The 20,648-nt window shown below is 65.1% G+C and carries 17 protein-coding genes and 2 pseudogenes; 12 read left to right on the top strand and 7 right to left on the bottom strand.

Annotated elements, in window-relative coordinates:
- Nucleotides 1-93: 93 nt before the first annotated feature.
- The 6 genes and pseudogenes from ACQKQA_RS08080 to ACQKQA_RS08055 form a co-directional block, all read left to right on the top strand.
- Nucleotides 94-1,212: pseudogene (locus ACQKQA_RS08080) on the top strand (alanine/glycine:cation symporter family protein); the annotation flags it as partial.
- A 99-nt stretch (nt 1,213-1,311) separates the two neighbouring features.
- Entirely contained in the window at nt 1,312-2,316 is a 1,005-nt protein-coding gene (locus ACQKQA_RS08075; protein ID WP_427555282.1) for an asparaginase, read from the top strand.
- An 80-nt stretch (nt 2,317-2,396) separates the two neighbouring features.
- The gene (locus ACQKQA_RS08070) at nt 2,397-3,389 is read left to right on the top strand and encodes an AraC family transcriptional regulator (RefSeq protein WP_427555280.1); all 993 of its coding nucleotides are present in this window, start codon (nt 2,397-2,399) and stop codon (nt 3,387-3,389) included.
- Between the two features lie 71 nt (nt 3,390-3,460).
- Complete coding sequence (locus tag ACQKQA_RS08065; protein WP_427555278.1) at nt 3,461-5,374, top strand: ankyrin repeat domain-containing protein; 1,914 nt, start codon at nt 3,461-3,463, stop codon at nt 5,372-5,374.
- A gap of 164 nt (nt 5,375-5,538) precedes the next feature.
- Nucleotides 5,539-6,570 carry a histone deacetylase family protein gene (locus ACQKQA_RS08060; protein ID WP_427555276.1) on the top strand — a complete coding sequence of 344 codons (1,032 nt, stop codon included), beginning with the start codon at nt 5,539-5,541 and terminating at the stop codon, nt 6,568-6,570.
- Nucleotides 6,571-6,584: 14 nt separating this feature from the next.
- Entirely contained in the window at nt 6,585-7,685 is a 1,101-nt protein-coding gene (locus tag ACQKQA_RS08055; protein ID WP_427555274.1) for a polyamine ABC transporter substrate-binding protein, read from the top strand.
- Between the two features lie 142 nt (nt 7,686-7,827).
- Here the strand turns inward: ACQKQA_RS08055 and ACQKQA_RS08050 are convergent, their stop codons facing one another.
- Entirely contained in the window at nt 7,828-9,387 is a 1,560-nt protein-coding gene (locus tag ACQKQA_RS08050) for a PLP-dependent aminotransferase family protein (protein ID WP_427555272.1), read from the bottom strand.
- Nucleotides 9,388-9,495: 108 nt separating this feature from the next.
- Here ACQKQA_RS08050 and ACQKQA_RS08045 point away from each other — a divergent pair, with 108 nt between their 5' ends.
- Genes ACQKQA_RS08045 through ACQKQA_RS08035 form a run of 3 tightly spaced genes read left to right on the top strand, consistent with a single transcriptional unit; the run spans nt 9,496 to nt 11,261 of the window.
- On the top strand, nt 9,496-10,128 hold the full coding sequence (locus ACQKQA_RS08045) for an FMN-binding negative transcriptional regulator (protein WP_427555270.1): 633 nt from the start codon (nt 9,496-9,498) through the stop codon (nt 10,126-10,128).
- The gene (locus ACQKQA_RS08040) at nt 10,125-10,571 is read left to right on the top strand and encodes an N-acetyltransferase family protein (protein ID WP_427555268.1); all 447 of its coding nucleotides are present in this window, start codon (nt 10,125-10,127) and stop codon (nt 10,569-10,571) included. Before ACQKQA_RS08045 ends, ACQKQA_RS08040 begins: the two co-directional genes overlap by 4 nt.
- Before the next feature lie 18 nt (nt 10,572-10,589).
- Complete coding sequence (locus ACQKQA_RS08035; protein ID WP_427555266.1) at nt 10,590-11,261, top strand: GNAT family N-acetyltransferase; 672 nt, start codon at nt 10,590-10,592, stop codon at nt 11,259-11,261.
- 122 nt (nt 11,262-11,383) lie between these two features.
- On the opposite strand, the gene ACQKQA_RS08030 is transcribed toward ACQKQA_RS08035, so the two are convergent.
- Nucleotides 11,384-12,283, bottom strand: a complete 900-nt coding sequence (locus tag ACQKQA_RS08030) for a homocysteine S-methyltransferase family protein (protein WP_427555264.1) — start codon at nt 12,281-12,283, stop codon at nt 11,384-11,386.
- Between the two features lie 111 nt (nt 12,284-12,394).
- Here ACQKQA_RS08030 and ACQKQA_RS08025 point away from each other — a divergent pair, with 111 nt between their 5' ends.
- Nucleotides 12,395-13,216, top strand: a complete 822-nt coding sequence (locus ACQKQA_RS08025; RefSeq protein WP_427555262.1) for an ABC transporter substrate-binding protein — start codon at nt 12,395-12,397, stop codon at nt 13,214-13,216.
- Nucleotides 13,213-14,049: an amino acid ABC transporter permease gene (locus ACQKQA_RS08020; protein ID WP_427555260.1), complete on the top strand. Its 837-nt coding sequence runs from the start codon at nt 13,213-13,215 to the stop codon at nt 14,047-14,049. The genes ACQKQA_RS08025 and ACQKQA_RS08020 overlap by 4 nt, the downstream gene beginning before the upstream one ends.
- A gap of 90 nt (nt 14,050-14,139) precedes the next feature.
- Here the strand turns inward: ACQKQA_RS08020 and ACQKQA_RS08015 are convergent.
- The 4 genes and pseudogenes from ACQKQA_RS08015 to ACQKQA_RS08000 all read right to left on the bottom strand — a co-directional run.
- Nucleotides 14,140-14,403, bottom strand: a pseudogene (locus ACQKQA_RS08015) (helix-turn-helix domain-containing protein); the annotation flags it as partial.
- On the bottom strand, nt 14,400-15,674 hold the full coding sequence (locus ACQKQA_RS08010) for a type II toxin-antitoxin system HipA family toxin (protein WP_427555259.1): 1,275 nt from the start codon (nt 15,672-15,674) through the stop codon (nt 14,400-14,402). The pseudogene ACQKQA_RS08015 and the gene ACQKQA_RS08010, both read right to left, overlap by 4 nt.
- A 305-nt stretch (nt 15,675-15,979) precedes the next feature.
- Nucleotides 15,980-17,788, bottom strand: a complete 1,809-nt coding sequence (gene oadA / locus ACQKQA_RS08005; RefSeq protein ID WP_427555257.1) for a sodium-extruding oxaloacetate decarboxylase subunit alpha — start codon at nt 17,786-17,788, stop codon at nt 15,980-15,982.
- An 11-nt stretch (nt 17,789-17,799) separates the two neighbouring features.
- Nucleotides 17,800-19,215 (bottom strand): acetyl-CoA carboxylase biotin carboxylase subunit, encoded by a 1,416-nt coding sequence (locus ACQKQA_RS08000; protein ID WP_427555255.1) that lies wholly within the window; start codon nt 19,213-19,215, stop codon nt 17,800-17,802.
- Nucleotides 19,216-19,405: 190 nt separating this feature from the next.
- Between ACQKQA_RS08000 and ACQKQA_RS07995 the strand changes: the two genes are divergently transcribed.
- The gene (locus ACQKQA_RS07995) at nt 19,406-20,368 is read left to right on the top strand and encodes a LysR family transcriptional regulator (protein WP_427555253.1); all 963 of its coding nucleotides are present in this window, start codon (nt 19,406-19,408) and stop codon (nt 20,366-20,368) included.
- Here the strand turns inward: ACQKQA_RS07995 and ACQKQA_RS07990 are convergent.
- Nucleotides 20,310-20,522 (bottom strand): PA3496 family putative envelope integrity protein, encoded by a 213-nt coding sequence (locus tag ACQKQA_RS07990; protein WP_427555251.1) that lies wholly within the window; start codon nt 20,520-20,522, stop codon nt 20,310-20,312. The genes ACQKQA_RS07995 and ACQKQA_RS07990 overlap by 59 nt on opposite strands.
- Nucleotides 20,523-20,648: the final 126 nt, after the last annotated feature.

Here is a 20,648-nt window from a genome sequence, read left to right as displayed (position 1 = left end):
CTCTTCGAGCTCCGGCAGCGTCGGCAACTACTACGCCTACGCCGGCCTGAACCTCGGCGGCCTGATCGGCTACAACCTGACGGGCGTGGTCGAGCCCAGGTCTACAAGCGCGCCGATGGCGACGGCCTGTACCGTGGTGGCCCGGCCTACTACATCCAGCACGGCCTGAAGCTCAAAGGCATGGCGGTGGTGTTCTCCATCCTGCTGCTGGTCACCTACGGCTTCGCCTTCATCGGTCTGCAGTCCTACACCGTGACCCACTCGCTGCAGAACGCCTTTGCCTTCGATCCCAAGCACACCGGCATCGTCCTCGCCGTGCTGCTGGCCATCACCTTCATCGGCGGCATCAAGCGCATCGCCGCGGTGTCCGACCTGCTGGTGCCGGTCAAGACCCTGGCCTACATCGGCGTGACGCTGTACGTGATCGGCACCCAGATCGAACACGTGCCAGCCATGCTGGAAACCATCTTCAAGAGCGCCTTCGGCCTCGACCCGGCGTTCGGCGGCCTGCTCGGCAGCGCCATCGTCATGGGCGTGAAACGTGGCGTGTTCGCCAACGAAGCGGGCCTGGGCAGTGCACCGAACGTCGCTGCCGTGGCCGCCGTGAAGCACCCGGGCGCCCAGGGTGTGGTCCAGGCCTTCAGCGTGTTCCTCGACACCTTCGTGATCTGCACCTGCACCGCGCTGCTGATCCTGCTGTCGGGCTTCTACACCCCGGGCTTCGAAGGTGACGGCATCGTCCTGACCCAGAACTCGCTGGCCGCCGTGGTCGGTGACTGGGGCCGCATATTCGTCAGCGTCGCGCTGTCGCTGTTCGTCTTCACCTGCATCCTCTACAACTACTACCTGGGCGAGAACAGCCTGCAGTTCCTCAGCCGCAACCGCGCCGTGCTGATGGTGTTCCGCGGCCTGGTGCTGGCGCTGGTGGTATGGGGTTCGATGCAGGACCTTTCGACCGTGTTCGCCTTCGCCGACATCACCATGACCTGCCTGGCCTTCGTCAACCTGATCGCCCTGGCCATGCTGTTCAAAGTCGGCATGCGCGTGATGCGCGATTACGACGAGCAGCGCCGCGCCGGCGTCGACCAGCCAGTGTTCGACTCCAGCAAATTTACCGATCTGGACCTGGACCTGAAGGCCTGGCCGACCAGCCCGTCGGTTGCTGCCAAGGACGACGCTCAGCCGCAAGGCATTCCCGCAGCGCAACGCTGATCGGGTAAAAACCGGGCGCATGTCTTGCGCCCGGCGTGACACAAGCGGCGGTCAGCGGCATGCTCGACCGCACGCTGTCATCGCTCTGGAGAACTTCCCATGAATTCCACTACCTACCCTGGCGCACAGAACGTCATGGTGCTCTACACCGGCGGCACCATCGGCATGCAGGCCAGCGCCCACGGCCTGGCCCCGGCCTCCGGTTTCGAGGCGCGGATGCGCGACTACCTGCACAGCCAGCCCGAGCTGGTGGTGCCCGACTGGCGCTTTCGCGAGATGGCGCCGCTGATCGACAGCGCCAACATGACCCCCGCCTACTGGCAGCGTCTGCGCGAGGCCGTGGTCGACGCGGTCGATGTACAAGGCTGCGACAGCGTGCTGATCCTGCACGGCACCGACACCCTGGCCTACAGCGCTGCGGCCATGAGCTTCCAGTTGCTGGGCCTGCCGGCCCGCGTGGTGTTCACCGGATCGATGCTGCCGGCCGGCGTGACCGACAGCGATGCCTGGGAAAACCTCGGCGGCGCCCTGGTCGCCCTCGGCCAGGGCCTGGCCCCGGGCGTGCACTTGTACTTCCACGGCGAGCTGCTGGCGCCGACCCGCTGCGCGAAGATCCGCAGCTTCGGCCGGCATCCGTTCGCGGCCTTGCAGCGTCAGGGTGGCGGGACCAAGGCGGCGTCGATTCCGCCGCAACTGGACTACCGCCAGGGCAAGCAACTGGCCAAGGTCGGGGTCTTGCCGCTGGTGCCGGGCATCGCCGCCGAACAGCTCGATGCCCTGCTGGGCAGCGGCATCCAGGCGCTGGTGCTGGAATGCTTCGGCAGCGGCACCGGGCCGAGCGACAACCCGCAGTTCCTGGCCAGCCTGCAACAGGCCCGGGACAACGGCGTCGTGGTAGTCGCCATCACCCAATGCCATGAAGGCGGCGTAGAGCTGGACATCTACGAGGCCGGCAGCCGCCTGCGCGGCGTCGGCGTGCTGTCCGGCGGCGGCATGACCCGCGAAGCGGCGTTCGGCAAGCTCAACGCCCTGCTGGGCGCCGGCCTGGACCCCGCCGAAGTGCGGCGCCTGGTCGAACTGGACCTGTGCGGCGAGCTGAGCTGATCCCTCCCTTCGCTCCTACAGAAGCACGGCGCGGCATACAAATTGCTCCGTTTTCAGCTCCTTCAGGGCTGGAAACGGACATGCTGCATTCCCACCTCACCACCCTCAACGCCGTCTCGCTGGTCCTCAATACCTTCAAGGACCAGGGGCTGCCCAGCGACGCGCTGCTGGCCGGTAGCGGCATCAATGCGGCGGACCTGAGCCGGGCCGACACCCGCATCACCACCAACCAGGAAATGCTGGTGTGCGCCAACGCCGTGGCGCTGCGCCGCGATATCGGCCTGGAACTGGGCCGACGCATGCACGTCTCCAGCTACGGCATGCTCGGTTATGCCCTGCTCACCAGTGCCACCTTAGGTGACGCTTTACACCTGGCACTGCGTTATCCGGCGCTGTTGGGAACACTTTTCGAACTGAGCCTCGAGGCCGACGGCGAGCTGATCTGGCTGACCGCCGCGGACTACCGCGAAAGCCCGGCGCTGGCGACCTTCAATATCGAGTTCTGCCTGGTGTCGATGAAGGTCATCTGCGACGACCTGCTGGGCCATCCGCTGCCCCTGCGCGGCGCCCGCTTCGATTACTCCGCGCCCGACTACCAGGGCCGCTACACCGAGCGCTTCGACTGCCCGCTGCAATTCGATGCGCCATCCAATGCCTTCGCCTTCGACCGCCGCTGGCTCGACCAGCCGCTGCCCCTGGCCGACGCCATCACCCACCAGGCCATGGCCGAACGCTGCCGCAAGCAGAACACCGAATTCACTGGGCGCCAGGCCTGGCTCGGGCGCATCCGCCAGCTGCTGGCGGCGCAACTGGACGCGGCGCCGGGCCTGGAGGGCCTGGCCGAACAGATGAACTGCTCGGCCCGCACCCTGCGCCGGCATCTCAAGGACCTGGGCTGCAGCTACCAGGAACTGCTCGACGAGCTGCGCTTCGAGCGGGCCAAGCAGATGCTCTGCGAGGACGAGCTGCCGATCTACCGCATCGCCGAAGCCCTGGGCTTCAGCGAAACCGCGAGCTTCCGCCACGCCTTCGTGCGCTGGAGCGGCGTCGCCCCGAGCCAGTTCCGGCCCTGACACAAACCCCGGCATAAAGCCGCCGATTGCATTACATTGCCGGCCCTCCCTACCGGCAAAGGACTGCAATCTTGAATCTATTCACAGGCAACCTGGCCAGGCTCGTCCGCGTTTGCGCGATCGGCCTGACCCTGTCGCTGCTCGCCATCGCCCCCCTCGCCCAGGCCTTCGACCTGGCCAAGATCAAATGGTGGCAGGTATCGGAGGGCATCGTCCTGGATCGACCGGAAACCGCCACGCTGCAGATCCAGCCGTTCCCCCTGCCCGGCCTTGCGCAACTGCCGGCCCGGATCGTGCTCAGCCAGTACCGCGGGCTGTTCTATCTCAACGCCTACCAGGACGCGCAGTACCAGCAGCGCATCTACAAGTCGCCGCCCCTGCCGCTGTTCAGCCCGGAGGAGCTGCGGGCCTGCGTCTCGCCGGACGACCCGATCCAGGTCTCGGACAACTGGCCGACCAGCAATCAACTGGAAGTCGGGCTGAGCCTGACGTCCTTGAGCTTCGACTGCACAAGCCCGGACTGGCAGCTCAGCCGACGCTATCTGCTGATCGACCAACGCTATCCCCAACAGCCGATGCTGGCCATCAGTCACCGCCGGGACCTGACCCAGATGGACTTCACCCCGCTGCAGCCGGTCACCCCCGAGATCGAGCAACAGTGGCTGTATGCCCTGCAGCGCTTTCCGGCGTGGTTCCGGCCCTTCAGCAGCGGCACGGGGCCGATCACCTTCAATGCCTATCCCGTACCGGCCACGGCGGACGCGGCCTGGCAGCAGTTCCGCGAACTCCACGAACGACTGCGCAAAGCCAAGGACAAGGGGCCGGGCCTGCGCCAGGTGGAAGACTTCTTCGCCACCCACGACTTCCGCACCCTGGCCCCGGACCGCAGCGAGTACCCGGGCCTGCTCAACGATATCGCCTACTGGACCAGCGAAGCCGGCCAACTGAAAACCGCCCGCCCCTGGCTGGAAGAAGTGCTGCGCCGGGAGCCGGAGCGGATGCCCGCCTACCTCAACCTGGCCGACCTGGACTGGGCCCAGTTCGAACAGCGGCCACTGGACAACATCCACCAGGGCCGGGCCATCGAAGGGTATCGGGTCTACTGCGGCATGCGCCTGCAACGCCAGCTGAGCGTGCCGCCCCGGGTGCTCCAGCGCCTGGGCCTGGCGTCCGCCAATCCCCAGGCCTGCCAGGGGTTCTGGCCGCTGATAGCCGCCGTGGACGCCGGTGACGAAGCCGAGGTCCGACGCCTGCTGGCCAGCGGCGTCAGTGGCGAAGTCATGGCCGACGACGGACGCAGCGCCCTGCTGCACGCCCTGGACGCGCCGCACCTGGAAATCGCCCGGCTGTTGCTGGCCCATGGCGCCCAGACCCGCGGCCAGTACAACTGGAGCACCCTGGCCCTCCAGGCCATGCAGCGCGACCTCAAGGACAGCCCTGACTTGAACCAGGGCGGGCGCCTCAAGTTCCTCCTGGAAGCCGGCGTCGCCATCGACGAACCCACCAGCCGGGGCAAGACCCCGCTGATGCAACTGGCCGAACAGAAGCGCAACCTCGAAGGCTTCACCTGGCTGCTGCAACACCCGCAGAACCTCGACCTGCGGACCATGGACGACAACGAAACCGCTCTGTACCGGGCGTTCTGGGACAACAACTACGCCGCCATGCGGCTGCTGGTCGAAGCCGGCGCCAATCTCAACCTGAACTACGGTCGTGGCACCTGCTCCAACCATGAGCCCGGAGGCCAGAGCCTGCTGATGTTCGTTGCCGACAAGACCTCCGCCGACGCCCAGTCGCCCTCTGCCAGCCAGCAGGAGACTCTGGACATGTTCACCCTGCTGCTGGAAAAAGGCGCCGATCCCGACGCTGCCCAGCGCTGCGAGAAGAACGGCCGCGCCCTGTTGCTCAAGGTTCTCGCCCAGAAAAAACGCGCGGACATGCTCGAGGTGTTGCAGCGCTTCACTCAAGCGCCCGTCGCCGGCTGAACAAGGTGGCGCCTCGCAACGGGGCGCCATGTTGCTTCAGGGGGGCGAATTTCGGTCAAAGACTTTGGCCATATCGATCCCCTTTTGGCCGCTCCTGCCGTTCTCCAAAAGCCCCGGCGCCGCAAGACTGTGGAACACGGAAAACAGCCTGCGGAGAACAACAAATGCTGACGATCTACTCGGACGATCACCACCTGCACCACGGCCGCTGTGAATTGATCGACGGGCAACTGATGCCCTGCTTCGAAATGCCGTCCCGCGCCGACCACGTGCTGGACCGCGTGCGCTATCGCAACCTGGGCCCGGTCGAGGCCCCGCGGGATTTCGGCCTGGGGCCGATCGAACGCATCCACAGCCGCGCCTACCTGGACTTCTTCAAGGGCGCCTGGGAGCGCTGGGCCGCCCAGGGCATCGACGGCGACCTGCTGCCCTACACCTGGCCGGCACGCACCCTGCGCAGCGTGATCCCCACCAGCCTGCACGGCCAGCTCGGCTACTACAGCTTCGACGGCGGTGCGCCGATCACCGCCGGCACCTGGCAGGCGGCGTACAGTGCGGCCCAGGTCGCCCTCACCGCCCAGGCGGTGATCCAGCGCGGCGCGCGCAGCGCCTTCGCCCTGTGCCGGCCACCGGGACACCACGCCGCCAGCGACCTGATGGGCGGCTACTGCTACCTGAACAACGCGGCCATCGCCGCCCAGGCCTTCCTCGACCAGGGCCACGCCAAGGTCGCGATCCTCGACGTCGACTACCACCACGGCAACGGCACCCAGTCGATCTTCTACGAACGCAGCGACGTGCTGTTCACCTCGATCCACGGCCACCCGGAGGCCGAATTCCCGTTCTTCCTGGGTTATGCCGACGAGCTGGGCGAAGGGCCCGGCGCGGGCTTCAACTTCAACTACCCGCTGCCCGCCGGCAGCGGCTGGGACCGCTGGAGCGCCGCCCTGGAACAGGCCTGTGGGGAAATCCGGCGCTACGGCGCCGACATCGTCGTGGTCTCGCTGGGCGTGGACACCTTCAAGGACGACCCGATCTCGCAGTTCAAGCTCGACAGCCCGGACTACCTGGCCATGGGGCAACGCATCGCCGCCCTGGGCAAGCCGACGCTGTTCGTCATGGAGGGCGGCTACGCGGTGGCAGAAATCGGCATCAACGCCGTGAACGTTCTCGAAGGCTTTCAAAGCGCCCAGTGAAGGAAATCCGCACCATGAACAGGCTCAACCGTTACATCGCGCCGGCGCTCTGCGCCGCGCTGCTGGGCAGTGCCGCGCAGGCCGAGGAACGCACCCTGCGGGTCTACAACTGGTTCGACTACATCACCCCCAAGGCCCTGGAGGACTTCAAGGCCGAGAACCGCCAGGTCAAGCTGGTCTACGACATCTTCGACACCAACGAGGCGCTAGAGGCCAAACTGCTGACCGGCAACTCCGGCTACGACGTGGTGGTGCCGTCCAACGTGTTCCTCGCCAAGCAGATCGAGGCCGGGGTGTTCCAGCCCCTGGACCGGAGCAAGCTGCCGAACTGGAACCACCTCGACCCCAAGCTGATGAAGCTGATCGAGGCCAACGACCCGGGTAACCAGTTCGCCGTGCCCTACATGTACGGCACCATCCTGATCGGCTTCAACCCGGCCAAGATCAAGGCCGCCCTGGGCGAGAACGCTCCGGTGGACAGCTGGGACCTGATCTTCAAGGAAGAGAACATCGGCAAGCTCAAGCAGTGCGGCGTGGCCCTGCTCGACTCGCCGTCGGAGATCCTGCCGCTGGCCCTGCAGCACCTGGGCCTGGACCCCAACAGCAAGCAGCCGGCGGACTACGCCAAGGCCGAGGCCTTGCTGCTGAAGATCCGCCCGTACGTCACCTACTTCCACTCGTCCAAGTACATGGCCGACATCGCCAACGGCGATATCTGCGTGGCGGTCGGCTACTCCGGCAGCTTCTCCCAGGCGGCCAACCGCGCCAAGGAAGCCAAGAACGGCGTGGTGGTGGACATGCGCCTGCCGAAGGAAGGGGCGCCGATCTGGTTCGACATGCTGGCGATCCCCAAGGGCGCGAAGAACCCGGACGACGCCTACACCTTCATCAACTACCTGCTGCAACCCCAGGTGATCGCGCCGGTCAGCGACTTCGTCGGCTACCCGAACCCGAACAAGGACGCCACCGGGCTGGTGGATCCGGCGATCCGCAACAACCCCAACCTGTACCCGACCGACGCAGCGATGGGCACGCTGTATACCCTGCAACCGCTGCCCCGCGATGCGGAACGGGCACGGACCCGGGCCTGGACCAAGATCAAGGCCGGGACCTGACCCCCAACGCATTCCCCTGTAGGAGCGAAGCTTGCTCGCGATGAACGTCAACGATGACGCGGTGTGGCGAACAGATCGCCGCTCCGCGGCTATCGCGAGCAATCGAGCGTCGACCGGCTGTTCCTACAGGTGATCGTGTCGGTCATACGCCCCACGCCTGGCGCAACCGCGCCAGGGCACAGGCGATATCGGCTTCGGGCACCGCGGCGAAGCCCAGCACCAGCCCGGCGCGCCGGTCCTCCGGCAGCGCTGTATCCGGCAGCCAGTAATTGCTCAGGCCATTGATCTCGACCCCCACCGCGGCGGCCTGCTCCACCAGCTCGCGTTCCCGGGCCAGGCTGGCCACCGGAATCGTCAGGTGCAGGCCCGCCTCCACATTCGGCAGCTTGCCCACCCCGGGGATATCCACAGGCCAGCCGGCCAGCAGGGCGTTGCGCCGGCTCAACGCGGCGCGGCGCATGCGCCGGATATGCCGCTGGAAATGCCCGGCGGCCATGAACTCGGCCATCACCGCCTGGGTACTGACCTCGGAATGGCGCACATCCAGCGCCCGCCGCTGGGCGAAGGGCTGCACCAGTGCCGGCGGCAACACCAGATAGCCCAGGCGCAAGGCCGGGAACGCGACCTTGCCGAAGGTGCCGACATACAGCACCCGACCCTGCCGGTCGAGCGCCGCCAAGGGCGCCAGCGGCGCACCGCTGTAGCGGTACTCGCCGTCATAGTCGTCCTCGACTATCCAGCCCTGGTTGCGCTCGGCCCAGGCCAGCAGCTCCAGGCGCCGGGCCAGGCTCAGGGTCACCCCGGTGGGGTACTGGTGGGACGGCGTGACATAGGCCAGACGGCAATCGCCCAGGGCCGCCAGCGCCGAGCAGTCGAAGCCCTCGTGATCCACCGCCACCCCGTGCAGGCGCGCCCCGGCAATGGCGAAGACATGCCCCGCGGCGCGATAGCCGGGGTTTTCCACCGCCACGCCGTCGCCCGGGTTCACCAGCAACTGTGCACAAAGGCTGATGCCCTGTTGCGCGCCGCTAGTGATCACAATTTGTTCAGCGCTGCATTGCATGCCCCGCGCACTGCGCAGGTAGGCCGCGATCAATTCCCGCAGGCGCGCCTCGCCGGCCGAATCGCCATAACACAGCTGGCGCAGGTCCGGCTTGCGCCAGAAAGCCGCATTCAGCTTGGCCCAGACCTCGAACGGGAACAGATCGAACGCCGGAATCCCCACCCGAAAAGCCCGTGGCGGACCGCCTTGCGGCAGCGCCAGATGGTGCCGCTCGACCCGCTCCAGGGCCTCGCTGTGGATAACTCTACTGGATGTAATCCCAGGTAAATCCGGACTTTTTGTGGATAACCCTGTGGGTAAGCCTGGTGATAACCCTGTGGATACTTTTGTGGATAGTTTTGCCGCCCGACTCTTGATCGGCAGCCGACTCTCCGGCAATTGCGCCACATAGGTGCCGTCGCCGACCCGGCCTTCGATAAAACCCTCGGCATACAGCTGGTCATAGGCCCGCACCACGCTGTTGCGGGAAATCTCCAGGGCCGCCGCCAGGTCGCGGCTGGCCGGCAACCGCGTGCCGCCGGCGAGGCGGCCGTCCAGCACCCGCAGGCGCAATGCCTGGTACAGCTGGCGGCTGAGCCCCTGGCCGCGGTCCAGTTCGATACCGGCGGGGTTGAAGGAAAGCGGCAGCGGACTGTTCATGGGCTTGCCCCCGATTGGCGAATGGACCTATGAAATTGGCTGAAGATGGCTCTTACAACAGACCATTAGCCTGCCTAGGATGCAGCCATTCGCCAAGGATATTTTTCCATGTACGTACCCCGCGCTTTCGCCGAAGAAGACCTGCCCACCCTGCACAGACTGATCGGGGAAACCCGCCTGGCCACCCTGGTGACCTACGGCGAACAAGGCCTGCAGGCCAATCACCTGCCCCTGTTGTTCGCCCCGGACCAGGGCCCGTTCGGCACCCTCTACGGGCACCTGGCCAAGGCTAACCCGCAATGGCAGGAACTGGCCGGCGGCGCCGAGGCCCTGGTGATCTTCCCGGGGGCCGAAACCTACGTCAGCCCGTCGCTGTACCCGAGCAAGGCCGAGCACGGCAAGGTGGTGCCGACCTGGAACTACGTGACCGTGCACGCCTACGGCAGCGCCGAGGTATTCAGCGATCCGCAGCGCATCCGCGAGGTCGTCAGCGCCCTCACCCACCAGCATGAAGCCGGCCGCGACAAGCCCTGGACATTCGAGGATGCCCCCGCCGAGTTCATGGACAGCATGCTGCGCGCCATCGTCGGTTTCGTCCTGCCGATCCAGCGCCTGGAAGGCAAACGCAAACTCAGCCAGAACCGCACCGCCGCCGACATCGCCGGGGTGCGCGAGGGATTGGCCGCCAGCGCCGATCCCCACGACCGGAACATTTCCCACCTGATGCAGGAGCAGCCATGAGCCAGATCCAGATTCGTCCCGTCACCGCCGCTGACCACGCGGCCTGGCTGCCGCTGTGGCAGGCCTACCTGCGCTTCTACGAAACCGAGCTGGCTGACGCGGTCACCCGCAGCACCTGGCAGCGCTTCCTCGACCCCGCCGAGCCGACTCACGCCGCCCTGGCATGGGATGGCGAGCGGGCGGTGGGCATGGTGCACTTCATCTACCACCGTTCCAATTGGAGCATCGAAAGCTCCTGCTACCTGCAGGACCTGCTGGTGATACCGGAGCAACGCGGCACCGGAGTGGGCCGCCAACTGATCGAATTCGTCTACGCCACCGCCAAGACCGATGGCTGCTGCAAGGTCCACTGGCTGACCCACGAAACCAATGCCACGGCCATCCAGCTCTACGAACGGATCGCCGAACGCCCGGGTTTCATTCAATTTCGCAAAGCCCTCTAAGCGCTCAAGGAGAACTCCATGCCGATCTCACTCGCCGACTGGCAAGGCGTGCCGCCGCCGTCGACCACCCTGCTGGAAGGACGCTTCATCCGCCTGGAAAAACTCGACCCGGCGCGCCATGGCGACCAACTGTTCCAGGTCCTGCAGGGGCCCGGCGCCGACCCGAAGCTCTGGGACTACCTGCCTTACGGCCCCTTCCCCGTGCGCGACGCATTCGATGCCTGGCTGAACAACCACGCGGTCGCCAGCGACCCGTATTTCTTCAGCGTGATCGACCGCGCCAGCGGCCAGGTGCAGGGCATTCTCAGCCTGATGTCGATCGTCCCGGCCCATGGCCGCATCGAGATCGGCCACGTGACCTTCGGCGCGCCAATGCAGCGCTCGCCCAAGAGCACCGAAGCGGTGTACCTGCTGGCCAGGGAAGCCTTCGCCCTGGGCTATCGTCGCCTGGAGTGGAAGTGCAACAACGCCAACGCCCGCTCGCGCTATGCGGCCGAACGCCTGGGCTTTCGTTTCGAGGGGGTGTTCCGCCAGCACATGGTGGTCAAGGGCCAGAGCCGCGATACCACCTGGTATTCGATCCTCGATTCCGAGTGGCCGGCAATTGCCGCGGGCTTCGAACAATGGTTGAGCGAAGATAACCAGAGCGGTTCGGGGCAGGTGAAGAGCCTGGCGCAGTGCCGGGGATAGTCCCCTTTGTCAGGCAGCGTTTGATCTGACGTCATCGCGGGCAATCGAGCGTCGACCGGCCGCTCCTACAGTTGCGTGTGCACGACGCGGTTTTGTAGGAGCGAGGCTTGCCCGCGATGCTTTTAAGCCAGCTTCTGCGCCAGCACGGCAATGTGCTCCGGCCCGATGCCGCAGCAGCCGCCCAGATGGCTGGCGCCGCGTTGCCGCCAGTCGACCGCCCATTGCAGGTAGCCCGGCGGGTCGAGGTCGTCGCGCAGCGGGTCGAGGCCATCGTTGGCCGTGGCTTCTTTCGGTTGCGGCGGGAAGGCATTGGCGTAGGCGCCGATCTGGATCTTCGCCCCTAGCCGCTCGAAGGTTGCCCGCGCCGCATCGATCGCTGCGCCTATCACTTCCGGCTGGCTGCAGTTGAACAGCAAGGTCTCTACTCCCAGCTCGGCCGCCACCGCCGCCGCGTCCGCCACCGGTTCGCCGGAACGCAGGCGCGGTACGTCATCGGGGTCCTCGTCCCGCAAGGTGAACGACAGCCAGAAGGGTTTGCCGTCCTTGGGCAGGCCGGCACGGATCGCCCGCGCCTCGGCGATGGAACTCTGGGTTTCCGCCAGCCACAGGTCGACGTGGGCCGCCAGGCCGTTGACCAGCGGTGCCAGCAGCTCGGCGGCGCGGTCGGCCTCGAACAGGTCCGGGCGATAGGAGCCGAACAGCGGCGGCAGCGAACCGGCGACCCGCACCGGCTTGCCGGAAGCCTGCACCGCCCGCCGCGCCAACTCGCCGGCCAGGGCCGCCAGCGCTTGCCCTTGCGCGGCAAAGCGCTCCTCACCGATATGGAACGGCACCACCGCGTAGCTGTTGCTGGTGATGACGTCGGCACCGCTTTCGATGTACGCCGCATGCACCGCTTCCACTGCCTGCGGCGCCTCGCTCAGGGCCAGCGCCGACCACTCGGGCTGCCTGAACGGCGCCCCTCGGCGTTGCAGTTCACGACCCATACCGCCATCCAGAATTACCGTTCTGCCTGCGCCCATATGCTCTTTACTCATATGCTTATGAAAATAACTCACTATCTGAGTCGCTCTTATAACTATTTAATACGCACCATTCAGTTAATAACAACCTTTTTTCTGCTCGGGATTTCCATGACATTCAAACCGCTGCTGGCCCTGGGCCTGACGATTCTCGCTGCCTCCAGCCAGGCTTTCGCCGGCGCCACCCTGGACCGCATCGAACAGAAAAAAGAGCTGGTGGGAGTCTTGATGGAAAGCTACCCGCCCTTCTCCTTCCTCAACGAACAGAACCAGCTCGATGGCTTCGACGTCGACGTGGCCAAGGCCGTGGCCGACAAGCTGGGGGTGAAGCTGCGCCTGGAAACGCCGTCCTGGGACGTGATCGCTGCCGGCCGCTGGAGCGGTCGCTACGACATCTGCATCTGCTCCATGACCCCGAGCAAGGCCCGCGCCGAAGTCTTCGATTTCCCGGTGCAGTACTACGCCTCTCCGGCGGTGATCGTGGTCAATGCCAAGGACGAGCGCATCCATGGCGCCAAGGACCTGAGCGACAAGAAGGTCGGCCTGACCAGCGCCTCCAGCTACGAGAGCTACCTGAACAAGAACCTGGTGATCGAGGGTGCCGAAGACACCCAACTGCAATACCCGTTCGAGAATGTGCAGATCGCTCCCTACGACACCGACAACGTGGCCTTCCAGGACCTCGGCCTGGGTGCCGGCGTGCGCCTGGATGCGATCCTCACCAACCTGGTGACCGCCCAGCCGCGCCTGTCCCAGGATTCGCGCTTCAAGCTCGCCGGCGCACCGCTGTACGCCGAACCCAACTCGGTGGCCATCGAGAAAGGCGACGCCCAGTGGGACGCCAAGGTCCGCGAGGTGTTCGCCCAGCTGAAGCAGGACGGCACCCTGAGCAAGCTCTCGCAGAAATGGATCGGCGCCGACATCAGCCAATGACTTCTTTCCCGCAACCACCCCAGCCACCGCAGCCGGTGGCTGAGCCGCTGCTCAAGCGCCTCTTCGGTTTCCGCACCCGCCTGTACCTGACCTGGGCGGCGCTGTTCGGCCTGTTCGCCAGTTTTTTCCTGAGCTTCGACCTGAAGTTCTCGATCATCCTCGACAAGCTGCCCAACCTGCTCGGCCTGACCCTGGCTCCCAGCGGCTTTCTGCAAGGCGCGGCGCTGACCCTGTTCCTCTGTGCCTGTTCAATCGTGCTGTCGTCGCTGCTGGGTTTCGCCGCCGCCCTCGCCCGGCTGTCGAACAGTGCCGTGGCCTTCGGCATCGCCAGCTTCTACGCCTCGTTCTTTCGCGGCACACCGCTGCTGATCCAGATCCTCCTGATCTACCTCGGCCTGCCGCAGCTGGGCGTGGTGCCGGGCGCCATCGCCGCGGGGATCATCGCCCTGTCGCTGAACTACGGCGCCTACCTGAGCGAGATCTTTCGTGCCGGCATCCTCGGCGTGCCCCACGGCCAGCGCGAAGCCTCCCTGGCACTGGGTATGGGCGACAGCGTGATCTTCTGGCGCGTGACCCTGCCGCAAGCCATGCGCACCATAGTCCCGCCGGCCACCAACCAGTTCATCTCGATGCTCAAGGATTCGTCGCTGATCTCGGTGATGGGGGTCTGGGAAGTGATGTTCCTGGCCCAGTCCTACGGCCGCTCCAGCTACCGCTACATCGAAATGCTCAGCACCGCGGCGCTGATCTACTGGCTGCTGTCCATCGGCCTGGAACTGATCCAGGCGCGGCTGGAAAAACACTACGGCAAGGGTTACGCCAAGCGCAGCTGAGGCTCAAACGAGGGACGAGGGCCCGGGCGCAGCCGGGCCTGTTTCCAGGCGCTCGGGCTCGTTGAACAACGAGCGGGCGCGACTGGCCTTCTGTACTTGCGCCACCCCCATCTGCAAGCCGAAGGGCTTGAACACGGCGTTCAACGACTTGAGGGTCGGGTTGCCATCGCCGTGTTCAATGTGGATCAGGGTGCGCAAGGAGATCCGACACATCTTGGCGAACTGGCTCTGATGCAGCCCCGTGACTTCGGTGCGCAGGCGCTTGACCCCATCGCCGATCGGCAAGCGGCCAGCCGCCAGTTCCTGCTGGATGTTCTCGATCAGCGCGCCGCGCTCTTCCAGAGTCGTACTCATCGCAATCCCCACTCCTGCAGGCGTCGGTCCAGGTGGCGCAGGTGAATGCGCGGGTGATTCAGGGTGGCCTCGGGCAAGCCGCTGGCGCTCAGCAGGTCCGGCAAGGCCCGCAGGCGTTCGGCATCCTCGCGCAGACGCGTCAGGGCGGCTTCCGGGTCGATCAGCGGCTTCAGGCTGGCGCACACCAGGCGCCAGTCCACATCGCCCGCCACCTCCATCCGGCCGGGCCATTTGATGGTCCTGGCAATGCCTTCATCGTCCATGACCATGGGTGCCAGGTCGTGGATCGGGGCCAGCTGTACCGCGTCTTCCGTGCGGATGATCAAGGTATTGCGCCCGTGGTTGTCCGAGTTGCCGAGGATCTTGTTGAGCAGATCCCGGCGCAGGTAATCCGCCACCAGCTCCGGGATCGCCGACTCCTGGCCGGTGGCTCGCCAAAGCTCGGCGAGAATCCCCAACACCTCGGTGTGCCGCATGCCCTGGCCATGGCCCACCAGCCCCGCCAGGGAGTAGATCGACTCCACCGCCAGGCGCTCGACACCCGCCTCCGTCACCCGGCGGTCAAAGCGCTGCATCCAGAGGCTGGGCCTGTGCCCCTCCTCCAGGGCCAGCCCCTCGGCCGGCAGCGTATCGATGCCCAGTTGTTGCAGCGCCCGGTAATAGTGGAACTCGCTCCTGAGGATGTCGCAGTCGTTCTGCGTGGCCGGGTTACGGGGAAACTTCACCCACCAGTGGCGCGCCGCCGAGGCATCGTCCAGCAGCGCGTCGGGGTACAACAGGCCCTCGCGGTTCTGCGTCAGCAACAGCTTGGGGGCCTGGTCGCCGATACTCGCGGTACCGCCGAACGCCGCGCCCTGCTCGTGGGCGTACTCGAGAAAGCGGTTATCGAGGGCGATCACCTGGTCCCGCGGGAAGCCCAGCGCCGGCCGCCGGCGCAGCCCCGTCAGCGACTCCTTGATCCGCAGGTTGCCGATGGGGGCCGCCGTGGACCGGGCCAACAGGAACAAGTCGACACCCATGCCGTCCGGCCGCTCATGGCCAATCTGGCGCAGCAAGAAACGCCCGGCCGCCGCTGTGGGAGCAAGGTCATAGAGAAAGGCCGGGGCCCGATCTTCGCGCCAAGACTCCCAACCCACTGGAATCTGCGCACTGACCGACCTGGCCAGCGGGCTGGCGATAACCTCCAGGTTATCCACCAGGTACTGCTGGACATAACCAAAGCTGCAGGGGCTGGCGAAGCCCTCTTCAGGCTTGTCGAAGGTCAGGGTCATGGCGTCGCTCCATGCCCCTGCGCGGTAGAGCTGCAAAGTCAGCCGAAGCACTGTATGGCCTGCAATTTAATACACTTTTAATCAGCCTTTCGGCACAAGCATGCATTCTAATGCAGATTTACTAATTTCAGAATGAGATAAGTGTATTAAAAAGCACTTCAATAATATCCGCCCAGAGCTGGAAATCCCCCCTTCAGGCCACTTACAGCGGTGCGCCAGGGGGCTCCGCCAGCGCCTGACGCCAGGCAAAAAAAAGGGGAGCATCTGCTCCCCCGAGGTAAAACGTTGCGGATGAAAGCGTTGGATCAGCCTTCGATCTCGATCAGGATTTCGCCCGGGTTGACCCGGTCGCCCTTGGCCACGTGGATGGCGGTGACCTTGCCGGCGATGGCCGCCTGGACTTCGGTCTCCATCTTCATGGCTTCAGTGATCAGCACAGGCTGGCCGGCTTTCACCGTGTCGCCGGCCTTGACCAGCACATCGACGATGTTGCCCGGCATGGTGGTGCTGACGTGGCCCGGCGCGCTGGCCTGCTTGCGCTTGCTGCTGCCGCCGCCGACGAACTCGTTGAGCGGCTCGAATACCACCTCTTCCGGCATGCCGTCGATGGACAGGTAGAAGTGGCGCTTGCCTTCGGCCTTCACGCCGACGCCGGTGATGTCGACGCGGTAGGTCTCGCCGTGGACGTCGATGACGAACTCGGTCGGTACGCCCTCGCCGCCGGCCTTGCTCACGCCGCCGGCTTCCGGAATCGGCAGCAGCACTTCCGGAGTCAGGGTCCCGGCCTCGCGCTCTTCGAGGAACTTGCGCCCGATATCCGGGAACATGGCGTAGGTCAGCACGTCTTCTTCGGACTTGGCCAAGGCACCGATATCGGCACGCAGCTTGGTCATTTCCGGCTTCAGCAGGTCGGCCGGACGCACGTCGATCACTTCCTCGCTGCCGATGGCTTGGCGCCGCAGTTTCTCGTCCACCTCACCTGGTGCCTTGCCGTAGCCGCCTTGCAGGTAGAGCTTCACTTCGTTGGTGATGGTCTTGTAGCGCTCGCCGGCCAGGACGTTGAAGAACGCCTGGGTGCCGACGATCTGCGAAGTCGGGGTCACCAGCGGCGGGTAGCCCAGGTCGTGACGCACCCGCGGAATCTCCGCCAGCACTTCGTTCATGCGGTTCAGGGCGCCCTGCTCCTTGAGCTGGTTGGCCAGGTTGGAAATCATCCCGCCCGGCACCTGGTTGACCTGCACCCGGGTGTCGACCGCGGTGAACTCGCTTTCGAACTGGTGGTACTTCTTGCGCACGGCATAGAAGTACAGGCCGATCTCCTGCAGCAGTTCCAGGTCCAGGCCGGTGTCGAACTCGCTGCCTTTGAGGGCGGCGACCATCGATTCGGTGCCCGGGTGGCTGGTGCCCCAGGCGAAGCTGGAGATCGCGGTGTCGATATGGTCGGCGCCATTCTCGATGGCCTTGAGCTGGCACATCGCGGCCAAGCCAGCCGTATCGTGGGAGTGGACGAACACCGGCAGCGACTGCTCGGATTTCAGCGCCTTGACCAGCTCGCCAGTGGCGTAAGGGGTCAGCAGGCCAGCCATGTCCTTGATCGCCACCGAGTCGCAACCCATGGATTCCATCTGCTTGGCCTGGGCCACGAACGCCTCGATGGTGTGCACCGGGCTGGTGGTGTAGGCGATGGTGCCCTGGGCGTGCTTGCCGGCGGCTTTCACCGCCTCGATGGCCACCCGCAGGTTACGCACGTCGTTCATGGCGTCGAAGATGCGGAACACATCGATGCCGTTGACCGCCGCCTTGGCGACGAAGGCCTTGACCACGTCGTCGCTGTAATGCCGGTAGCCCAGCAGGTTCTGCCCGCGCAGAAGCATTTGCAGGCGGGTGTTGGGCAGCGCGGCGCGCAGTTTGCGCAGGCGCTCCCACGGGTCTTCCTTGAGGAAGCGCACGCAGGCGTCGAAGGTCGCGCCGCCCCAGACTTCCAGCGACCAGTAGCCGACTTTGTCGAGCTTGTCGCAGATCGGCAGCATGTCTTCGGTGCGCATGCGGGTCGCCAGCAGCGATTGGTGGGCGTCGCGCAGGATGGTGTCGGTTACATGGATCTTCTTGGACATTGTTCTTTTCCTCACAGGCCTGCGTGGGCGGCGATGGCGGCGGCGATGGCCAGGGCCAGCTCTTCGGGTTTGCGCTTGATCGAGTAGTTGGTCAGCTCAGGGTGGCTTTCGACGAAGCTGGTATTGAACTGGCCGCTACGGAATTCCGGGTTACGGAGGATTTCCTGGTAATAGGCGGCGGTGGTCTTGACCCCTTGCAGACGCATGTCGTCCAGGGCGCGCAAGCCACGGTCCATCGCTTCTTCCCAGGTCAGCGCCCAGACCACCAGCTTCAGGCACATGGAGTCGTAGAACGGCGGAATGGTGTAGCCGGTGTAGATCGCCGTGTCGGTACGCACGCCGGGGCCGCCGGGGGCGTAGTACCGGGTGATCTTGCCGAAGCTCGGCAGGAAGTTGTTTTTCGGGTCTTCGGCGTTGATCCGGAACTGCAGGGCGAACCCCCGGTGCTGGATGTCTTCCTGCTTCACCGACAGCGGCAGGCCGGAGGCGATGCGGATCTGTTCGCGCACGATGTCGATGCCGGTGATTTCCTCGGTGATGGTGTGCTCCACCTGCACCCGGGTGTTCATCTCCATGAAGTACACCTCGCCGTCGGCGAGCAGGAACTCCACGGTACCGGCGTTCTCGTAGCCCACCGCCTTGGCCGCGCGCACCGACAGGTCGCCGATATAGGCGCGCTGTTCCGGGGTCAGCTGCGGGCTCGGGGCGATCTCGATCAGCTTCTGGTTGCGGCGCTGGATCGAGCAGTCGCGCTCGAACAGATGCACCACGTTGCCAAAGCTGTCGCCGAGGATCTGCGCTTCGATGTGCTTGGGATTGACGATGCACTTTTCCAGGAACACTTCGGCAGAGCCGAAGGCCTTGGTCGCCTCGGAAATCACCCGGGGGAATGCCTGTTCCAGTTCTTCGCGGCTGTTGCAGCGGCGGATGCCGCGGCCGCCACCGCCGGAAGTGGCCTTGAGCATCACCGGGTAACCGATGCGGTCGCCTTCGCTCAGGGCTTCTTCGATGCCCGAGACGTTGCCTTCGGTGCCCGGGGTGACCGGCACGCCGGCCTTGATCATGCTGCGGCGGGCTTCGGTCTTGTCGCCCATGCGGCGAATCACTTCGGCCGATGGACCAATGAATTTGATGCCGCGTTCGGCGCAGATCTCCGCCAGTTCGGCGTTTTCCGAAAGGAAGCCGTAGCCGGGGTGCAAGGCGTCGCAGCCGGTTTCCACTGCCAGGTTCACCAGCTTGCGCGGGTTCAGGTAGCCGGCCAGCGGCTCGGCGCCAATGCTGTGGGCCTCGTCCGCACGCTTCACATGCAGGGCATGGCGATCGGCGTCGGAGAAGATCGCGACCGAGCGAATGCCCATCTCGGCGCAGGCACGTACGATTCGTACGGCAATCTCACCACGGTTGGCGATCAGGATCTTTTTTATCACTTGGAGGTACCCTTGAGCCGTTGGAACAAACAACCCGCTAGACCAGGTCGGCGCGTGACCAAATGTTTCAAGCCAGTCGCAGGCCCACACTATTCCTGTCGATGAATTAACAAAAATCAATAATTATTGGGTCATGCATAAGTAACGACTTATAGTTGATCCGACAGCCCTCGGCACGAGACCTTGAATAATGCGTAAGTCCTTGATGCGTATGACATTACGCCAACTGCAGATCTTCAATGAAGTGTGCGATCTGCGCTCGTACAGCCGGGCGGCCGAGGAAATGTCCCTGACCCAGCCCGCCGTCAGCCTGCAGATTCGCCAGCTGGAAGAGCTGATCGGCCAGCCCTTGTTCGACTACGTGGGCAAGAAGCTCTACATGACCGAGGCCGCCGAGGCCCTGCAGCGGGCCAGCCGCGACATCTTCGGGCGCCTGGAAAACCTCGACATGCAGCTGTCGGACATGCAGGGCTCGCTGCAGGGCCAGCTGAAGCTGGCGGTGGAATCCAGCGCCAAGTACTTCGTGCCGCACCTGTTCGCTGCCTTCAAGCGCCAGCACCCGGAGGTCAATCTGCAACTGACGGTGGTCAACCGTGGCCAGGTGATCCGCCGTCTCTCGGACAATCGCGACGACCTGGTGATCATGTCCATGGTCCCGCAGGACATGGGCCTGGAATTCCTGCCGTTCCTCAACAACCCGATCGTCGCCGTGGCGCCGCCCGAGCATCCGCTGTGCCACCAGGGACCGCTGCGCCTGCAGGACCTGGAGCCCTACAACCTGCTGGTGCGCGAACAGGGTTCGGGCACGCGCCTGGCCTGCGAGGAATATTTCAAGGAAAAGCGCGTGCACTTCACCCAGACCCTGGAAGTGTCTTCGGCGGAGGCGCAACGGGAGTGCGTGCTGGCGGGTCTGGGCGTGGCGCTGTTGACGCGCCACGCCCTGAACCTTGAGTTGGCAACCGGGGGACTGGTCGAGTTGCCGGTCGAAGAGCTGCCGTTGTATCGCAGCTGGTGCCTGGTGCAGGCCAAGGCCAAACGCCTGTCACCGGTAGCGCATGCGTTCCTGGGGTTTATCCGCAGCGAACGGATGCAGATCAGCGGGTTGGTTGAACGTTTTGCCGGGAAGCCGCCGAGGCAGCCTGCCAGTAATTGACGGCGTCCAGCTCGGGGTAGTCGTTGATTTCCTGCTGCAGACGACGCAGCTCACAGCGATGTTCGATCGCGCGGCGAAATTCCATGCGGCGCTGGTCTTCCTGCTGACGACGGGTTTTGACTGCGCTGTTGCTCTCTTCGTAAGGCCGGGCCATTTCGAGTCTCCCAATGCGAGTACGGGAGTTTCACGATGCCGCCTGCCAGTGACGATTTGGCTGCGGGCCGGTTACAGGAAGATGAACATTGCCCAACGGCTCACACCGCCCCCTGGAGGAGCGAGG

The sequence above is a fragment of the Pseudomonas sp. NPDC089530 genome (genome assembly GCF_050280705.1).
GTDB lineage: Bacteria > Pseudomonadota > Gammaproteobacteria > Pseudomonadales > Pseudomonadaceae > Aquipseudomonas.
The sequence above is the reverse complement of the archived record's forward strand: the minus strand, read 5'-3'. Positions and strand labels throughout refer to the sequence as shown.

What these genes read in the sequence shown, in the direction of transcription:
- ACQKQA_RS08040 (WP_427555268.1), top strand. Translation starts at nt 10,125, where the DNA reads ATGAGCCAGATCCAGATTCGTCCCGTCACCGCCGCTGACCACGCGGCC.
- ACQKQA_RS07990 (WP_427555251.1), bottom strand. Translation starts at nt 20,522, where the DNA reads ATGGCCCGGCCTTACGAAGAGAGCAACAGCGCAGTCAAAACCCGTCGT.
- ACQKQA_RS08030 (WP_427555264.1), bottom strand. Translation starts at nt 12,283, where the DNA reads ATGGGCGCAGGCAGAACGGTAATTCTGGATGGCGGTATGGGTCGTGAA.
- oadA (WP_427555257.1), bottom strand. Translation starts at nt 17,788, where the DNA reads ATGTCCAAGAAGATCCATGTAACCGACACCATCCTGCGCGACGCCCAC.
- ACQKQA_RS08035 (WP_427555266.1), top strand. Translation starts at nt 10,590, where the DNA reads ATGCCGATCTCACTCGCCGACTGGCAAGGCGTGCCGCCGCCGTCGACC.
- ACQKQA_RS08045 (WP_427555270.1), top strand. Translation starts at nt 9,496, where the DNA reads ATGTACGTACCCCGCGCTTTCGCCGAAGAAGACCTGCCCACCCTGCAC.
- ACQKQA_RS08055 (WP_427555274.1), top strand. Translation starts at nt 6,585, where the DNA reads ATGAACAGGCTCAACCGTTACATCGCGCCGGCGCTCTGCGCCGCGCTG.
- ACQKQA_RS08020 (WP_427555260.1), top strand. Translation starts at nt 13,213, where the DNA reads ATGACTTCTTTCCCGCAACCACCCCAGCCACCGCAGCCGGTGGCTGAG.
- ACQKQA_RS08075 (WP_427555282.1), top strand. Translation starts at nt 1,312, where the DNA reads ATGAATTCCACTACCTACCCTGGCGCACAGAACGTCATGGTGCTCTAC.
- ACQKQA_RS07995 (WP_427555253.1), top strand. Translation starts at nt 19,406, where the DNA reads ATGCGTAAGTCCTTGATGCGTATGACATTACGCCAACTGCAGATCTTC.
- ACQKQA_RS08050 (WP_427555272.1), bottom strand. Translation starts at nt 9,387, where the DNA reads ATGAACAGTCCGCTGCCGCTTTCCTTCAACCCCGCCGGTATCGAACTG.
- ACQKQA_RS08070 (WP_427555280.1), top strand. Translation starts at nt 2,397, where the DNA reads ATGCTGCATTCCCACCTCACCACCCTCAACGCCGTCTCGCTGGTCCTC.
- ACQKQA_RS08060 (WP_427555276.1), top strand. Translation starts at nt 5,539, where the DNA reads ATGCTGACGATCTACTCGGACGATCACCACCTGCACCACGGCCGCTGT.
- ACQKQA_RS08010 (WP_427555259.1), bottom strand. Translation starts at nt 15,674, where the DNA reads ATGACCCTGACCTTCGACAAGCCTGAAGAGGGCTTCGCCAGCCCCTGC.
- ACQKQA_RS08025 (WP_427555262.1), top strand. Translation starts at nt 12,395, where the DNA reads ATGACATTCAAACCGCTGCTGGCCCTGGGCCTGACGATTCTCGCTGCC.